At 38.0% G+C, this 17,659-nt stretch carries 15 protein-coding genes; all 15 read right to left on the minus strand.

The annotated features are described in order from the left end of the window. Positions 1–27: 27 nt before the first annotated feature. Positions 28–1,866: a glutamine--fructose-6-phosphate transaminase (isomerizing) gene (gene glmS / locus ACESZP_RS09740; protein ID WP_499708901.1), complete on the minus strand. Its 1,839-nt coding sequence runs from the start codon at positions 1,864–1,866 to the stop codon at positions 28–30. A 259-nt stretch (positions 1,867–2,125) separates the two neighbouring features. Next, positions 2,126–2,566 (minus strand): hypothetical protein, encoded by a 441-nt coding sequence (locus ACESZP_RS09745; protein ID WP_499708902.1) that lies wholly within the window; start codon positions 2,564–2,566, stop codon positions 2,126–2,128. A 64-nt stretch (positions 2,567–2,630) separates the two neighbouring features. Continuing rightward, complete coding sequence (locus ACESZP_RS09750; RefSeq protein WP_499708903.1) at positions 2,631–3,926, minus strand: ATP-binding protein; 1,296 nt, start codon at positions 3,924–3,926, stop codon at positions 2,631–2,633. A gap of 350 nt (positions 3,927–4,276) precedes the next feature. After that, positions 4,277–5,515 (minus strand): nucleotide sugar dehydrogenase, encoded by a 1,239-nt coding sequence (locus ACESZP_RS09755; protein WP_499708904.1) that lies wholly within the window; start codon positions 5,513–5,515, stop codon positions 4,277–4,279. Between the two features lie 178 nt (positions 5,516–5,693). Beyond that, positions 5,694–6,434 carry a hypothetical protein gene (locus tag ACESZP_RS09760; protein WP_499708905.1) on the minus strand — a complete coding sequence of 247 codons (741 nt, stop codon included), beginning with the start codon at positions 6,432–6,434 and terminating at the stop codon, positions 5,694–5,696. Beyond that, complete coding sequence (locus ACESZP_RS09765; protein WP_499708906.1) at positions 6,431–7,351, minus strand: DUF4747 family protein; 921 nt, start codon at positions 7,349–7,351, stop codon at positions 6,431–6,433. The genes ACESZP_RS09760 and ACESZP_RS09765 overlap by 4 nt, the downstream gene beginning before the upstream one ends. 33 nt (positions 7,352–7,384) lie before the next feature. Further along, positions 7,385–8,836, minus strand: a complete 1,452-nt coding sequence (locus tag ACESZP_RS09770) for an oligosaccharide flippase family protein (RefSeq protein WP_499708907.1) — start codon at positions 8,834–8,836, stop codon at positions 7,385–7,387. Between the two features lie 20 nt (positions 8,837–8,856). Next, positions 8,857–9,801 carry an ATP-grasp fold amidoligase family protein gene (locus tag ACESZP_RS09775; RefSeq protein WP_499708908.1) on the minus strand — a complete coding sequence of 315 codons (945 nt, stop codon included), beginning with the start codon at positions 9,799–9,801 and terminating at the stop codon, positions 8,857–8,859. 48 nt (positions 9,802–9,849) lie between these two features. After that, entirely contained in the window at positions 9,850–11,166 is a 1,317-nt protein-coding gene (locus ACESZP_RS09780; RefSeq protein WP_499708909.1) for an O-antigen polymerase, read from the minus strand. A 17-nt stretch (positions 11,167–11,183) separates the two neighbouring features. Further along, positions 11,184–12,239 carry a glycosyltransferase family 2 protein gene (locus ACESZP_RS09785; RefSeq protein WP_499708910.1) on the minus strand — a complete coding sequence of 352 codons (1,056 nt, stop codon included), beginning with the start codon at positions 12,237–12,239 and terminating at the stop codon, positions 11,184–11,186. A gap of 12 nt (positions 12,240–12,251) precedes the next feature. Further along, positions 12,252–13,382, minus strand: coding sequence for a glycosyltransferase (locus ACESZP_RS09790; protein ID WP_499708911.1), 1,131 nt, complete (start codon positions 13,380–13,382; stop codon positions 12,252–12,254). A gap of 24 nt (positions 13,383–13,406) precedes the next feature. Continuing rightward, positions 13,407–14,612: an ATP-grasp domain-containing protein gene (locus ACESZP_RS09795; RefSeq protein WP_499708912.1), complete on the minus strand. Its 1,206-nt coding sequence runs from the start codon at positions 14,610–14,612 to the stop codon at positions 13,407–13,409. Positions 14,613–14,633: 21 nt separating this feature from the next. Further along, positions 14,634–15,236: a sugar transferase gene (locus ACESZP_RS09800; RefSeq protein WP_499708913.1), complete on the minus strand. Its 603-nt coding sequence runs from the start codon at positions 15,234–15,236 to the stop codon at positions 14,634–14,636. Position 15,237: 1 nt separating this feature from the next. After that, the gene (locus tag ACESZP_RS09805; RefSeq protein WP_499708914.1) at positions 15,238–16,437 is read right to left on the minus strand and encodes an ATP-grasp domain-containing protein; all 1,200 of its coding nucleotides are present in this window, start codon (positions 16,435–16,437) and stop codon (positions 15,238–15,240) included. Positions 16,438–16,458: 21 nt separating this feature from the next. After that, positions 16,459–17,652 carry a DegT/DnrJ/EryC1/StrS family aminotransferase gene (locus ACESZP_RS09810; protein ID WP_499708915.1) on the minus strand — a complete coding sequence of 398 codons (1,194 nt, stop codon included), beginning with the start codon at positions 17,650–17,652 and terminating at the stop codon, positions 16,459–16,461. Positions 17,653–17,659 lie beyond the last annotated feature (7 nt).

The following is a 17,659-nucleotide window of genomic DNA, read 5'->3' on the forward strand; positions in this document are numbered from 1 at the left end:
GCTCCCTACCGGAACACGCAGATTTTCCTACTCCACCGTCACGCTCTTCGCCAGGTTCCGGGGCTTATCGACGTCCAGGCCTCTCGCTACGGATACGTAGTATCCGATGAGCTGGAGCGGGATTACGGCCAGGGACGCTGTGAAGTGCTCGTCGGTCTTCGGGATGTAGGTGACGAAGTCGGCAGTGTCTTCAATGTTGTAATGACCGTAGGTGGTCAGGCCCATCAGGTATGCGCCGCGGCTCTTGCACTCGACCATATTGCTGACAGTCTTTTCGTAGAGGTCGCTCTGGGTCAGGATTCCGATGACCAGAGTGCCGTCCTCGATGAGGCTGATGGTGCCGTGCTTCAGCTCACCCGCGGCGTAGGCCTCGGAGTGGATGTAGCTGATTTCTTTCATTTTCAGGCTGCCCTCCAGGGAGATGGCGTAGTCGATGCCGCGTCCGATAAAGAAGACGTCGTGGGCTGCGGCCTGCTTGGAGGCAAACCACTGGAGGCGCTCTTTATCCTGAAGTATCCGGGTGATTTTCTCCGGCAGAGTTCCCATTTCCGCGATCAGGCTCCTGTAGCGGTCTTCATCGATCTCACCGCGTACCTTCGCGAACTGGACGGCCAGGATGTCGCAGGCCAAAAGCTGGGTGCTGTAGGCCTTGGTGGTAGCCACAGAAATCTCCGGTCCGGCCAGGGTGTAGAATACGTTGTCTGCCTCACGGGCGATGGAGGAGCCAACCACATTTACGATGGCAAGGGTACGGATACCCATGCTTTTGGCCTCACGAAGAGCCGCCAGGGTGTCTGCGGTCTCGCCGGACTGACTGACAAGGATAACCAGTCCCTTTTTGTCCAGCAGCAGGGTCCGATAGCGGAATTCGGACGCCAGCTCCACACGGACCGGGATTTTCGCCAGATCCTCGATGACATACTGGGCGGACATGGCCGCATGATATGCGGAGCCGCAGGCCACCATGTATATCTGGCTGATATCGCGGATTTCTTCCTCGGAAAGTCCCATCTCAGACAGATCGATTGTGCCATCCTTTACCACAGAGTTCAGGGTATCCTGTAAGGCTTTTGGCTGCTCGTGGATCTCTTTCATCATGAAATGCTCGAAGCCCGCTTTTTCCGCCGCTTCGGCGTCCCATTTAATCTCCACCGGCTCTTTCTCGATTTCGTCGCCATCCAGGTTATAGAAGGTAATTTTGCCCTTCTGCAGACGGCCCAGCTCCAGGTTGCCGATGTAGTAGACGTTGCGGGTATATTTCAGGATGGCGGGAACGTCGGACGCCACGAAGCACTCGCCATTCTCCATGCCCAGAATCATCGGGCTGTCCTTACGGGCCACGTAGATCTCCTCCGGATAATCCCTGAACATCACAGCCAACGCATAGGAACCGCGGATACGCACCATGGCATGGTTGATGGCGTCTACCGGGGTGCCCAGGTATTTCTTGTAATAATAGTCAATTAATTTAATCGCCACCTCGGTGTCGGTCTGGGAATAAAACTGGTAGCCCTTGCGCAGCAGCTTATCCTTCAGCTCCTGGTAGTTCTCGATGATGCCGTTGTGTACGCCGACCACATTGCCGTCGTCGCTGCAATGGGGGTGGGCGTTATTCTCCGAGGGCTCGCCGTGGGTCGCCCAACGGGTGTGGCCGATGCCGCAGTCGCCTGCCAGCGCCTGACCGCCATTGGTCTTCTCAGCCAGAATCTTCAGCCGTCCCTTTGCTTTCACTACTTCGATGGCTCCGTCGCCGTCCCGCACCGCCATTCCGGCTGAATCATAACCTCTGTACTCCAGCTTGGACAGTCCGTCCAGCAGAATCGGCGCCGCCTGATGATTTCCCACAAAACCTACAATACCACACATACTCCTTTAATCCTCCTGTTATTCCTTCAGTTTATGCTCCGTTATACAAATTGACAATTTTACCTTTGTCGGATGCCACGAATCGGTACCGACTTGTTATTGGTATTGTAGCAGATAATTATTAAATTGAAAAGTGCAAATTGATTTTTGATTAAAAAGTGTAAATGTCATTTTTTAGTTAATCAAAAGTGCAAATTTACAACCAAAAAGTGCAAGTTCAAGTTTTATCTTAATAAAAAACCTGCCGGACGCCCTCCTTTCAGCTCTGTCCGTCAGGTTTTTCTGTCTCTTTTTCTATTCCGATCATCTTTTCCGCCGCCATTTCCGGAACCTGTATCACACCCCAGCGATACAGCAGCGGATAGATATAGGATATTCCCCGAATATCACCCAGCTCTTTCGGGCGGCCTATCACTGTGCCCCTCTCCATCTGCAGCGCATTCTGAAACGCCAGCACCACCGAACTCCAGGCCAGAGTCTTGCTCTCCCTGCGTCTGCTCACCAGCAGCTCCCGGTTATAGTCGCCGCTTCGTCCCCGTTTCAGCGTATAAGAAAAGGGCAGGCCTGATATCGTATAAAACGCCTCCCCCTGAAATGCCACAACGGCCTGCCAGAGGGCGTCCTCGGTCCGGGTGCGCTGAAGCCGTTCCACTGCCATGGGCTGCTGCGCGGGGGATGATTGGTTTTGGGGGTCACACATGGTTGTTCTCCTTATCCCGTTTTGAATTAATTCACTGCCCTTTTAGGAAAAGTGGATGCCTATTTCAGATACAAAATGCGGCATAGAGAGGAACGATTTTTTTATTGTCCTCAAAGCCGAAGTTTTTGGCAGAGAGCTTGATAGCATAGGCGGGCTTGTAGGTGTCCATATAGACCTTTAAGCTCTTGGCTCTGGTGTTGTCGGCAGACTTGACCTCAATGGGAATGAGCTGACCGTCACGCTGAATGATAAAATCAATTTCAGCTCCACGCTCGGACTCCCAATAGTAGGTGTGGTAGCCGTTAATGGAGAGCTGCACGTTAACATAATTCTCCGCCATACCGCCCTTGAAGTCGTTGATTTCCTCGACCATATAGAGGATGTCATTGGCGGCTAAATCCTTCTTGGCGCAAAGCAGCCCCAAGTCAGACACATAAATCTTAAACGCATCAATATCACGATAGTTTTCAAGCGGCTTTTTGACTTGCTCGACCTTATAAACCTGTGACACGATACCAGACAGGCAAAGCCATTCAATCGCATTTTCAAATTCAGAAGCCCGTCCGCCTTTCTTAATTAGCTTATATTGGAAACGGGTATTCTTCTTTGAGAGCTGAACAGTAATGTTATCATAAGCAAGTCTGGTTTTCTTGATTTCATTCAAGTTGTTATACTTGCTCATATCATTAAGATAGCTTGCAAGTATTGTATCCTGCGTATGACGGACAAGGATGTAGTCCTTCGTCTCAGCAAACTGCATCACGCACTCTGGCATACCGCCGACCACAAGATACTGACGGTAAAGCTGCATTGCGGCATCGTGTAAAGCAGACGGCAGCGGCGTATCGGTTTGGAAGCATTTTTTAATCTGCTCTACTAAATCGTCCTCACCGAGCGCCAACATAAATTCCTCCATATCCATAGGATAAAGCGTTTTCATATCGACCTTTCCTACGGGAAAAGAGAATTTTGCTCTGTTGACCGCAACGCCGAGCAAGCTACCTGCGACGATGATGTGATAATCTGGAGCGTTCTCGCAAAAGTATTTGAGCGAGGTCAAAGCCCTTTCGCAAAGCTGCACCTCATCGAACACAATCAGCGTTTTTTCTTTTACGATGGTCTGACCTGCGATATGAGATAAAATCGGTATCAGATAATCGGAGCTGATGTTTTCCTCAAAGGTTTCGTTCAGCTTTGGATTGGTTTCAAAGTTAAAGTACGCCACATTTTCGTAGTAGGTGCGCCCAAACTCCAGAATAGAATAGGTTTTTCCGACCTGTCTTGCGCCCTGTAAAATAAGGGGCTTGCGGTGTTCGCTTTCTTTCCATGCTTCCAGGAAGCCCCTAATCTTTCTATACATAAACAGTCCTCCTTAAAGGTACTGACTATAGCATAACAAGGATTCGTGTAAAAATCAATTGAATTTTATTAAATTTTTACACTAATTAACACGATTAATTTCATTAATCTCTCGCTATACGACACGATCTCCACAATTAACTCATCAACTATCACCTCACTAAAATATATTTGTGGAGTACTCTTGTCATACACCCACCAATCAACATGGGTATCATCTCTCATTTCTCTCTCTGAAGTCAACTGACAAGAACCACAACTTCCTTCTGTCTCGCCTTTTGCGATAATTGGCTTAGGGTAACCCCATCCAAAATCACCCCGCCACCACATCGGCAGCGGGGTTCTCCCTCACTAATCTCTTCGAAACAAATCCCTCGTATAAACCTTCTCCACCACATCATCCAGACACCCATCATACCGATTCGCTATAATCGCCTGGCTTCGCTTCTTGAACTCCTCCAGATCGTTCACGACCTCGCTGCCGAAGAACGTGCTTCCATTCTCCAGTGTCGGCTCGTAGATGATGACGGTTGCGCCTTTGGCTTTGATACGTTTCATGACGCCCTGGATCGAGGACTGGCGGAAGTTGTCGGAGTTGGACTTCATGGTCAGGCGGAAGACGCCGATGACGCAGGTTTTTTCGGACTTTGCGTCATATTCATTGTCCTCATCATAACTGTAGTAGCCTGCCATCTGAAGCACACGATCCGCGATGAAATCCTTCCGGGTACGGTTGGATTCCACGATGGCCTCAATGAGGTTCTCCGGCACATCCGCATAGTTGGCCAGGAGTTGCTTAGTGTCTTTCGGCAGGCAGTAGCCACCGTAACCGAAGCTTGGATTATTGTAGTGGCTGCCGATACGCGGATCCAGGCAGACACCGTCGATGATCTGCTGGGTGTTCAGGCCTTTCATTTCCGCATAGGTATCCAGCTCATTAAAATAGGATACACGCAAAGCCAGATATGTATTAGCAAATAGTTTCACAGCCTCTGCTTCTGTAAATCCCATAATCAAAGTATCTATATTTCCCTTGATAGCCCCTTCCTGCAGCAGACCTGCAAATGTATAAGCCGCTTCAACCAGACGCTTGTCCTTCGTATCCGTACCAACGATGATACGGCTGGGATAAAGGTTATCGTACAGAGCTTTGCTCTCGCGAAGGAACTCCGGGCTGAAAATAATATTGTCACTATGGTATTTCTCACGCACGGATGCTGTAAAGCCGACTGGAATGGTCGATTTGATCACCATAACGGCATCCGGATTATACTGCATCACCAGTTTAATCACAGTCTCTACGGCAAACGTATCAAAAAAATTCTTCTTACTGTCATAATTCGTCGGAGCCGCAATAATTACGAAATCTGCATCCTTGTACGCAGTCTCTGCATCCAATGTCGCTGTCAAATGCAGTTCCTTTTCATCCAAATATTTTTCAATATACTCGTCCTGAATGGGCGATTTCCTGTTGTTAATTAATTCTACCTTTTCCGGGATAATATCAACCGCTATGACCTCGTGATGCTGAGATAAGAGCACTGCAAGAGATAGTCCGACATATCCGGTACCTGCTACTGCTATTTTCATATTCACAACCTCTTTTTAACCGTATATCTATTCACAACAAATAATACATTTCCAAACCCATATAGTCTATGAATTTAATATTGATGTGCATTTTCTTACATTGTATAGTATTCTCCAAACCACTTGAAAAGTACCTTCTTAAATTTGTACTTACCAATAGAATTATTTTCTGCTTTTTCTATTCTCCAAATTGTTTTTTTAACATATTCTTATAGATTTCTTTTTCAACCATTTCTGTATTATCCAAGTCTATTAATTCATAAATAGTATTTCTATATTCATCCAGTCCTTCTTTGGATGTTGAACATAATATCAGCCTTTCTAATGCCATAATCCGGTACTCATTATATTTTGCTTTATATTTACAATTATCATCTTCTACTGCAATTTGCATTTCATTTATTATAATAAACAATTCCATACAATTTCCGATTAATTTAACAGCATAAAACACTGCATAAACAGTAAAATATGAATATATTGCACTGACAATAATAACCCCTGCAATATTTGAATCTAACGGTAATGCAATAACAAAATGTAGCAATAACGAACCTAATACTATAAATGCACTAACAAGTCCAAGTAGATAGAAGCTTAAAAGTATTCTAACAAGCGCTTGCATTTTATTTCTGATTTGTAATCGTTTTACAATTTTACTAGATATTGCACCTGTTAGTATCGCTAATCCAGTCACAACAAATCCCAAAAATCCTATAAATGCAATCCCAATTCCATCTATAATTGCACTCATTGATGTTACAATTTCATTACACTCCTGTCTTGAACTCCATATTAATATAATCACCTCAAATGCCACTGTTGAAATTAGTGCAACAATACACTCAACACTTTTCAAATCGAATAAATCCCTGTATTTCTTTAATTTAAATATTTTTGAAAATGATTCATCTTTCACAACGTTTCTGGCTCCTCTTTTTTAATAAACCCTTTAAGTACTATTTTTTCTATAAAACGCAATATCATATTGTGTGATTCTTCATTAAAATCTGTCTCTGTAATATTATCCTGTATATTAACGGTATATGCTGCATCTTGACTGGATCTAATCGTTTGAATTTTACCGTTTCTATTAATACCTGTCGCATTAACATCACCATATCCTCTTGACACAGCTATTTTAATATCTTTCATAACTTTAGATTCCATATTCATATTATTCGAAGTATATAATAAATCTATTTTAGTTGCATTAGCATCTTGAGCTTGCTGCATATATGCTAATTCATTTCTTAATTCTATCAAATCATCCTCATTAGAATTAGGCGGTATCAAAGTTGCTTTTACCCGTTGAACCTTGACCAAATTTTTCAGTTTTTCCTCTAATATTTCTCGATCTTTTTGAAGAAATATTTCAAATTCATAAGGTCTCACCATATTATTTAATAAATACGCAAATGCTCCCATAAATTGATTATACCCAAATGATTGGCGTTCGCAAAATGTTATCATTTCATTATATACATCATAATAAAAATAAATACTAACCATTTCTTGAACCGTTGTTGCTATCATCTTCTTTGTTCTTTCATCCAATTCTTCAGATGGCTTATTAAATTTCCGAACTAGTTTTCCCGTAATTATTCCGCTCTCATGTTTCTGAATTTCTTGAAATGAGTAATTTGATTCTTTCGTATACTCAATTGTATTCCCCATTGAATCTAAATATCTTTCTTTGCAACGCCTTAAATATGTATCCCCTACTACAAATTCTTGAAAAATTTTTTCAGACACAGCCTTTATATCTAACGTTTTTTTATATACATCAAAAATATTTGAATTCAAATTAACCTTAGCTAAATACAATAATGGCATTCTCTTTCCCCTTTTCTCTATAAAAGCAATACCTCAAAAGCTTTTCTTTTTTATTATCTTATGTATTATCGCCTTATATAACTCTTTTTGGTAAACTATGATATAACCTACTACCAGACCACAATAAACCAGCATACCAACTAGGATTTCCAAACCCAATCCTAACATTCTATTTCCTACACACATCTGCAATAACTTAATTATGCCAAACATAACTACTCCGCTAACCCAACACGGTATTGCTGTATTTAAGATATCCTTTATTTGAATAAATTCTCTGCATATGATTAATTGAAAAACAATTCCAAACAATTCAGCTGATACTGTTCCGATAACCGCTCCATATATTCCAACTACTGGAATCAACGAAGTACTGAGTATAATATTAACTAAAGCATTCAACAAAATACAGATATTAAACTGTTTATCCATATGATTAGGTATCATATATTGCGTCCGAATAATATCACCAATTCCAATGATATAAATCAACGGAGACAACGCAATAATTACATTTCCACATACCGCGAAGTTTTTACCAAAATATAATACTGCAAATTGTTTCCCTACAGCAATTAATCCCATTATAGAACCCATACCTATCACTGAAGTTAGAAAAAATGAATATCCTATATACTTTTTCTGCCCTTGGAAATCCTCCTGTGCCGCAAGTCGGCAAGCCCTTGGAAACATTACTGTACCAACAACACCTATAATTGTTTTCGGTATAGTTATAATTTTATTTGAATACTCATAAAACGCAACATTCTCTTTATTAGTTAATAATCCCAAGAGTGTTTTATCAAAAACCGTATATAAAGATACTGCTATAACAGATATTGAAAAAACAAGTAACGGCTTGATATGACGTTCCATATCCTTTCTCGTAAACCATATCCATGGCACCAAATGTATAGCCTGCGGAATCATAACAACCTGTCCTAATAACAATCCCATTGTAGAAATAACCGTATATTTCCAGAGATCAGTCGGTGAATGAACAAATGTAAATATCAGTATACATTCAACAATCTTCACAACCGTATTTTTAATTACAACGCTTCTAAAATTTTCCAGTCCATAAAACAACCACGTTATATCAAATAATGCCGATGCAACATAAAATCCTTGTATTAAATATATTAACTTATCTTCTTTTGTAAAAACTAGCACACAAAAAACGTATACTAATAATACTACAAGAGAATTTAGAATATGTACTATAAATAAACTCCAAAAATTCTTTCGTAAAAGCGTTTCATCATCCGCACTCTGCGAAATAATTCTCTGTCCATATCTTGAAATGCCCAGTAATGAAAGTATAACAAAATAGTACGCAATGGAATTTGTATATGAATAAATTCCCAATGCTGTTTCCTGAAGCGTTCTTGTCAAATATGGAGAAAGAATCAATGGAATAACCAAAATTAATCCTTGATATAAAAACTGAAAAACCAAGTTTTTTGAAAGACTTTCTTTTTTCAAAATTCTGCACTCCTAGTAATCTATTTATTAAAGTCATTTATTACTGGATCAATCTTCCACAATTCCCCCAACATCAAATCTGCTGACTTCGGTTCGATCTTTTCGAACCCACTAGAGTTAGTAAATGTCATTTCTCCAAAATATATTTTCCCATTTACCTCATAAAGATCTACCCTGACATGTGGAAATCCTTTAGATAAAATCTCAGCAATTTCGATCATTTTCTCAAAATTTTTCGGCTTTTCAATTTTTTCGTTTGCAATTCCATAATTAAACTGATGCCATTCCTGCAATTTCCATTCCAAATCATATATATTTCTTTTATGATTATGATAACGTCCTATATCAACCCAGCAATAATATGGCTTCCCATCAAAACATAGGAACTTATAGTCTTGTAAATCCTCTTTCCCACTATCAATAAAAGCTTCTGCAATAATTTTAGGTCGTATATCATTATAATGCAACTCACATGTATTATACCCAAAATTCATATGGAGGTAATAATTTAGCTTTGCTTTATATCCTCTTATCTCTTTGGAAGATAAACTATCTCGATTCTTCACAATAATAACATCTCCCGAACTACAATTTGTTTTAAGCACAAACTGGTTCGGCAATTTTGAAAAATCTATATCTCTTGCATTATCCCACACACCTACTAGAGGAATCAAATATTCTTTTCCTATCCGTTCACTTACCCATTCTCGAACTCTATATTTGTCTGCGCATATTACTTTTCGTCTATCTTTATCAAACAATTTCTCCCATTGCATTTTTTCAGAATATGTCTGCAAATTATTCCAGTCTAATTTATATCCTTGTCGGTTTTCAAAAAGTTTTGCATTGTATTCCATTAATTGTTCTGCATCCATTTTTTTCATTTTTGTTACAAAATGACTTCGCCGAACTGACTTTATAAAATACTTTATTTGCAAATTATGTGATAATATTTCTCGAATCATTTGTTTTTTGTAATAACTAAGTATTACATTCCTCCCGAATTATATTATTTAATATATATTTATCTTATCCCTTTCGCTAGTATTCTCTTTAATCTTCACAACCATCAAAAATGCTAAAAGAAAACATATAGACTGTGCTTGCTGTGTAAAATAAAATCGAACATATGAGAAAATAATTTTTTGCAATACTAACATATATATCAATAAATATTTTACATTTTTTTTATAATATGCTTCATAAAAAACTCGTCCAGAAAGTACCCCAAAAAGAATCATTACTATAATAACCCCCAAATATCTACCATCTAAATACGGTTGATAAAACGCTGTTACAAATGCATTCATATAAATTCCACCGCCAATGTCTATTCCTCTTTGTAAATTTTGAAAAGACATATTATAAATTTTAAGCACATTAGGCGTAAAAATATTTACTTTCAATTTGCTAAGTAAAAACATGAAAGGATATAATAATCCATAAAAAGATGAAAGTCCATATCCATATACCCCTGATTTATCCACGTTCTTTATGTGATAATCAAAATTCTGCAGAGGACATACAAAATATATATACATCTGTTTTAATAAATTAACATCACTACCTTTTCTTGCCATCGTCATTTTTAATAATATTATAAATAAACTAACGCCTCCAATCAAAACTATCCATTTGTATTTTTTTGTTACAGTTTCCATTTTTCCCCAATCTATTCTTTTCTTTGCAAAACATAAGACACAGAAAAAATACAATGCACACCACAGCAATACCGATCTACCTCCTGTTGTGAGCACATAAAAAAGCATTAAGCTAACCGATTCTAGTATAACTATTGCATTTTTCTGTTTTTTCATTAATTCAATTGGGAAAACAGCTAACATAAGGTATGTTATTGGTGTAGCAACAAATGCTTTTGTCATTGTAACTATTGCTGACGTTCTGAGTTCGTTCATTTCTGTCGCCACTGATAAATTTCGTACATACGTATAATCATATCCTGCTTTTAAAAGTCGAATCACTATAGCTAACTGTGATACATAATAAATTATCGCAATCAAGCAAAAAATATGTAACAATTTATAATTAAATTTATACTCATATGTATTTGAAGTGCTTATCTTTCCCAAACGATATTCAATCTCTTTAAGCCCGCACACGCACCCAATTAAAAATCCCAATAGCCCTATCGCAATAATAATATATACTTTATCACTTGGAATAACTGTCCCATAAAAACCCCAGCATGAAAAAAACAATATAATAGCCCACACAGTAAACATGGCTGTTATTGGATTGAGAATAAAACGAGTTCTGTTATACCCATAAAATGCCACTTCTAGACATACTATTCCAATTAGCACTGCCATATTACAAATACTCCTTTTTAATCATAGACTTTTACTTTAAAAACACTTAATATCTTTCTTCCAATTTTACTTTCAATTGCATATTTAGATATATAATTGAAGTTCATATACTTCCAGCTTTCAAACAATGCTTCCTCATATTTCGCATCAATAATATTCTCAAATATCTTAACCCCTACATATTTCTTTATAGCGCTCGAATCTTTATTTATATTCATTCTTTCTAAGGATTTTCTTTCAATCTCGCAAATAGTATAAAAGGCTTCTTTATCAATCGCTTTTTTAAACGTTAAAAAGAAATTTTCAATTGCATATTTTTCAAATGATATTTTATACTCCTCATATACATCCTTTTTCTGCAATTCTTCAAATAATGCTTCTACGCATTTAGCGAAATTTCCTGATGCTAATTTATAACTTCCTTGTAAACTATTTTCATTATTCACTCTATAATTAACAAATCTCTTTCTTAAAAACATCATTCTATTCGCATATAGCATAACCGCCTTTGAAAAAAACACGTCATTATTACTTTGCAAGTCTTGAAACTGCAAACCTGTTTTCCTTATGAATTCCAAATTATAAAATCTATTCCAAGGCACCCCTTGTCCTATCTGAAACAAATTATTCTTATGTTCCACAGCCGATGTGATTTTTTTACAAGCATACGGGATTCCCATCATGCTCCTATGTCTTATATCCTGTTTAAAATGGTAAAATCCAAAAAACACAATATCTGTTTGATTTTTTTCCGCTTTTTTTACTAAATATGAAAGCATATTTTTTTCAAAAATATCATCAGAATCCAAAAACATAATATACTTTCCCGTTGCTTCTTGCAAGCCATTATTACGTGCCACACCAGCAAATAAATTTTGTTGCTGTATAATTTTTATTCTGCTATCCTCTGATTGTAATTTTTTAAGAATGCTTAAAGATTGATCTGTTGAACCATCATCAACGCATATAATCTCGAATTCTTTATATGTCTGATTTTGCAAACTGTTTATAGCTTCTCTCAAATATTTCTCACTATTATAAACGGGCATCACTATGCTTATTTTCGGGTTCATACTCCTTGCCTCTTATTCCTTCTGATAATATTTTAAAAGCATTGAATATACTTTTTCCTCGGAAAAATGCTCTTCAGAAAAATTGGAAATATATTCTTTACTATAATTCATTCGATTCATATAGATATCTTTCATTGCTTCCTTTAACTGGCTAATATCATCTGGCGAAATTTCTATGCCCAGCCTATCGTTCCAATTATCAATTACCGCAGCTGCAGTAGTCGCAATAACCGGTATACCACACGACCATGCCTCAATGATCGGAACTCCAAATGTTTCACATCGACTATAGCACACTAATGCGTCACTATTGGACACATAATCCGCCGTTTCTTCCCTTTTCAATTCTCCTGTAAATTTTACTTGCTCATTTAATGCCATTTTACTTACTAACTTTTTTAAATTGCCAAGTTCTACACCATTCCCAACAATCGTGAGCTGAACATCGTGAACGCCTTTAAATACAGCTCCGAACGCCTCTATTATCTTATCAAATTGCTTATGTGGAATAACTGCTCCAACAGCAATAAAATTATATATTGTGTTTTCCTTTTTTCTCACTTTAAATAAACTATTTGCTATATTAGGAATAACATAAACACTCTTTGCTGTTTGCGTTATCTCTTCTATTGCATTTTTCAACGGAACTCCAACGCATAAAAAAGCATTTGCATTATCCACATATTCTTTCAATTGCTTTCTCTCATACGCATCTATTGTTTGCTTTAAGACCTGTGTCCAATGTTCCGTGCATATTACTTTTGTCCCCTTTTTTTGATAGGCCAATATTAATCTTGCAACTGTTATATTAGCTGGGTAATGCACATGTATAACATCTGGTATTCCTGTTTCTTGCTCTACTCTATTTAAAAATTTTTCCCATATATATGCCTTAAACGGATCTAAATGAAGCTTCATGCGCTCATGTGCATAAAACTGCGAATTTGTATATACATACATATTCTCTTCATTCCATTTACAAAATCCCCATTTTCTTATTTTTTTAAATGGGTGAAAAACGCAAGCCAAATATGACACATTATGTCCATGCTTGGCCAACATTTTCGCCTGTTCTAGTTCGAACGACCCTTGCATATTATTTATCATTAACGGATAGCTGCGCCCAATTACCCATATATTCATGAAATATTTAATATCCTTTCCTAATTATTTCAACGTCACATAAATTTTATCTAAAACATCATTCACCATTTTTTTGCAATCAGGAAGTGTATCTCCTTGTACTATTATCTGCCCTAAACAATCATTTGAATTTTCAAATGCCCTAATTTCATCTCCTGGATGTTTAAAAAATGATATTTCAACAATATCATTTCCTTTTTCTCCATTATATCCAACCTGATCCAAAATTCCACTTTTTTCTGTTTCAAGTATCATTTTAGCCAATCCAGCCTTAGCATAGTTTCTTCTCTTATCCCATAATTCCAGAGGATTTTCTCCCAATGCCATTGCTGCAATCATCTGGTAATATTCTATTCCAAAATTAATCTGTACTAATTCTGGTAAACAATTTGCTCCAACTCTTCCGGTTAATTCAATAACATAAACAATATTATTTCTAAGAATTAAATCGACATTAACTGCACAATTGTTAAGTCCAAGAGCTTTAATGGCACTTTTTACTGCCACTTCTGTCTGCTTATAAACACTCTCATTACAATCAAGCGGAACATAATGACCAACTGGGACAGCTGTATGACTCATGTATGTTTCGTCTCCATGAGGCATAACAAAAAGTACATCTTCTTTATATACAAAAGCTTGTGCTCCAAACTCCCATCCCTCTATATACTCTTCAACAATCACATATGATCTTCTAGTTTTTTTCATTGCCTCTTCAAATCCATAAACAGCCTCTTCTCGAGACTTGGAAATATATATTCCATTACTTCCCTGAAGATCAGTAGCTTTAACAATTACAGGAAGTTGAAGCTTATCAATTGCTTCCTTTAATTCTTCTTCATTGGAAACTTCATAAAATCGAGCAGTACTTACATTATGCTCCATAAAAGCTTTTTTCATTTTAAGTTTATCGCCACACAAAACCGCCGCATTTTCCGTTAAACCCGTTAAATTAAGTTCATCACAAACTTTTCCTAATGCTGGCACTCCCGTATCCAGACAGCATGTCGCTACACCATCAATATTCATTGTTTGAGCTTTTTCCAAAACCTCATCAGGTTTTGCTATATTCATATAACATACTTCATCTGCTAATTCAATTCCAGGTGGATTATTATCAAACATTGTTCCAGCAATTGTGTGTATTCCCATCTTTTTTGCAGCTTTATATAACCCAACTTGACCTCTTCCCGCTCCGAGAATTAAAAGTCTTTTATCTTTTACGTTCATATTTACCTCCTAAAACAATGCTTATGATGCCTTATTTATATAAATATTTTTTCTAAACAAAACAGTTTCTATCGTTTTAAAGAAAATTTTTATATCCCCAGTGAACGTTACATTCTGCGCATACTCTGCATCATATTGCAATTTTTCCTCTTGACTAATAGAATTTCGAAAATACGCCTGCGAATATCCTGTAATTCCTGGCCTAACTCTTAATCTTATTCTTCGCTTTTCATCGTAATCTTCCAATGGCCTATCAATTGTTATTGGACGCGGTCCAATAAAACTCATATCTCCTCTTAAGATATTAAATATCTGCGGCAATTCATCAATTGACGTTTTTCTCAATATCTTTCCTATTTTTGTTATACGTGGATCATCTGGTGCATTATAGGTAGAGTTATCTGCATTCCTAATATCTGGCGCATTCATTTTCATAGATCTAAATTTGAACATTTCAAATATTTCTCCATTAACACCTCTTCGCTTTGCCCTATAAAAAATAGACCCTTTATCTTCTAAATATATAAACGGCCCCACTATTAAACATATAATCAAAATGAATGGTGTAAGAATTAATGCACCAATAAAATCGAATGCTCTTTTAAAGTACTTTTTGTAAAGCATTTTATCCTACCTCTATCTTTATTAATTTGTTTGCTTCATCACATGCTGCAATAGCCCTATCAACACTATCTGATTGAGCTATTACAAATCCAGCACGATCTCCGCTACACTTAATTCCATTTAGGGTTTCACCAACCCCATGAACTATATAAATTTGCCGTACACCAGGAATACGCTCTGCTTCCTCTATGCCTGTAATATTTTTAATCGTGCCTTGTTCTACATCAAAATAACGAATAGCTGATGCTTTGCAAATCTTTTTTTCTATATCAGGCAATTCTCCCAACGCAATTTTAATACAACTTTCAACCATATCCACTCCTGTTGAAAGTGGCGTAAGATAAGTCGTAATACTATCCCCTCCCAATCTTGCTCCTAATTCAACAATTTTAGGACCATCTTTTGTTACTTTTATTTCTGTATGAGAAGGACCATCCTCTATTCCAATAGCATGGTTCGCTGCAATAGCCACTTTTTCTATCTCGCTTCTTATATACTCTGGCTGTCTTGACGGCTGAGAATGCCCCATTTCCACGAAATATGGGGCTCCTGTTGTAACTTTATCTGTAACTTGAATAACATGGCATTTTCCATTTATACTTAATGTTTCAACACTGACCTCGGCTCCCTCCATATACTCTTCTACCATCAGTTCTCCAGAGCGAGACGATTGCCTACTATAAGCATATGCCTCTTCTATAGATTTTGGGGAATAGTCTTCCAATAAATAGATACCTCTACTTCCAGAATTATCTGCCGGTTTAATAATACAACGATATCCTAACTCTCTTATTTCATTTACTGCGTTTAAATACTCATCTTTCGTAAACACTCTAAAATACAAAGGTACCGGCACGTTTGCGGCTTTTAACGCTGCTCTCATCTTTCCCTTGTTTGTGGCTTTCAATGCTGTATCCTCACTAACCCCTACTAATTTTAATTCTTTTGCCACCATCGCAACTGTTTGCATGGGCATATCTGAAGCCAGTGTCATAATACCATCTATTTGGTGTCTTTTTGCTGCATCTAGAACTTTCTCTTTATCTATTGTACTAATAACTTCCTTCGTTATTCCTTCAACCCCAAATCCTATTGCATCTGGATTCATGTCTACAGCAATAACGTGTAATCCCATTTTTTTTGCTTTTTCAATAGCCGGCAATTGCAATATACTGGCTCCGAGAATCATTATTTTTTTCATGGTTCAGTCACTTTTCCCTGTCTAATTTACAATTCTACTATATTTTTCAATCACATACTCTACTTCCTCGTCCGTCAATCGCGTATGCAACGGCAACGTAATCTCATTTTCGAACTGTTTATAAGCATTCGGATAATCCTGAATATCAAATCCAAGATTCTTATAAGCTGTCATCATCGGCAACGGCTTATAATGTACATTACACGCCACACCAGCCTCTGCCATCTTCACGATAATTTCATGCCGCTGTTCCAACGTGATCCCAGGTACTCTTGTTATGTACAGATGACCGGACGACTGATACTCATCAGTATAGTGATCCAACACTTCAATACCAAGTGGCTTAAATGCAACATCATATTTACCAATAATTTCTTTTCTTCTTGCAAGCAAACTTTTATAACGCTTCATCTGTGCAAGCCCCATACCTGCTGCCACATCAGTCATATTACATTTATACCAAGGGCCAACAATATCATATTCCCACGCTCCCAACTGCGTCTTTGCCAGAGCATCTTTAGACTGACCATGTAAAGAAAGCAACTGATACTTATGATAAATTTCTTCATTATCAAAGCCTTCAATATCTCTCCAGGCCACAGCTCCACCTTCCGCTGTTGTAAAATTCTTAACAGCATGGAAACTAAAGTTTGAAAAATCTGCTACGCTTCCAATCGGTCTGCCTTTCCATGTAGCGCCAAACGCATGGGCTGCATCTGCCATTACAATAACTCTTCCAAATGCTTCCTGTAACTTATTAGCCGGGTGAAACAGGCCCTTTTTCTTCTCTACGATAGAAAAGATTCTATCATAATCACAGGGAACACCGCCCAAGTCTACCGGAATAATAACTTTCGTTTTCTCTGTGACTGCTTCTTCTAACTTGTCATAATCCATTTCCAGAGAATCTTTCTGTGTATCGATCAGAATAAGCTTAGCACCCACATGGCATACAACAGCTGCTGTAGCTGTATAAGTATAAGCACAAGTGATTACTTCGTCACCCTCACCGATGTCCAGTAATCGAAGTGTCATTTCCGCACAAGCCGTCTGTGAATTCAGGCATACTGCACGGTTAGTTCCACATAACTCTGCTACTTCTCTTTCCAACTCTTTCGTCTTCGGACCGGTGGTAATCCATCCGGATTTTAACGCCTCGGTAACCTGCTCAATCTCTGCATCTGTAATGTCTGGTGGTGAAAACGGAATCTTCATTTTTATG

This window comes from Candidatus Dorea massiliensis AP6, assembly GCF_964245105.1.
GTDB lineage: Bacteria > Bacillota > Clostridia > Lachnospirales > Lachnospiraceae > Laedolimicola > Laedolimicola intestinihominis.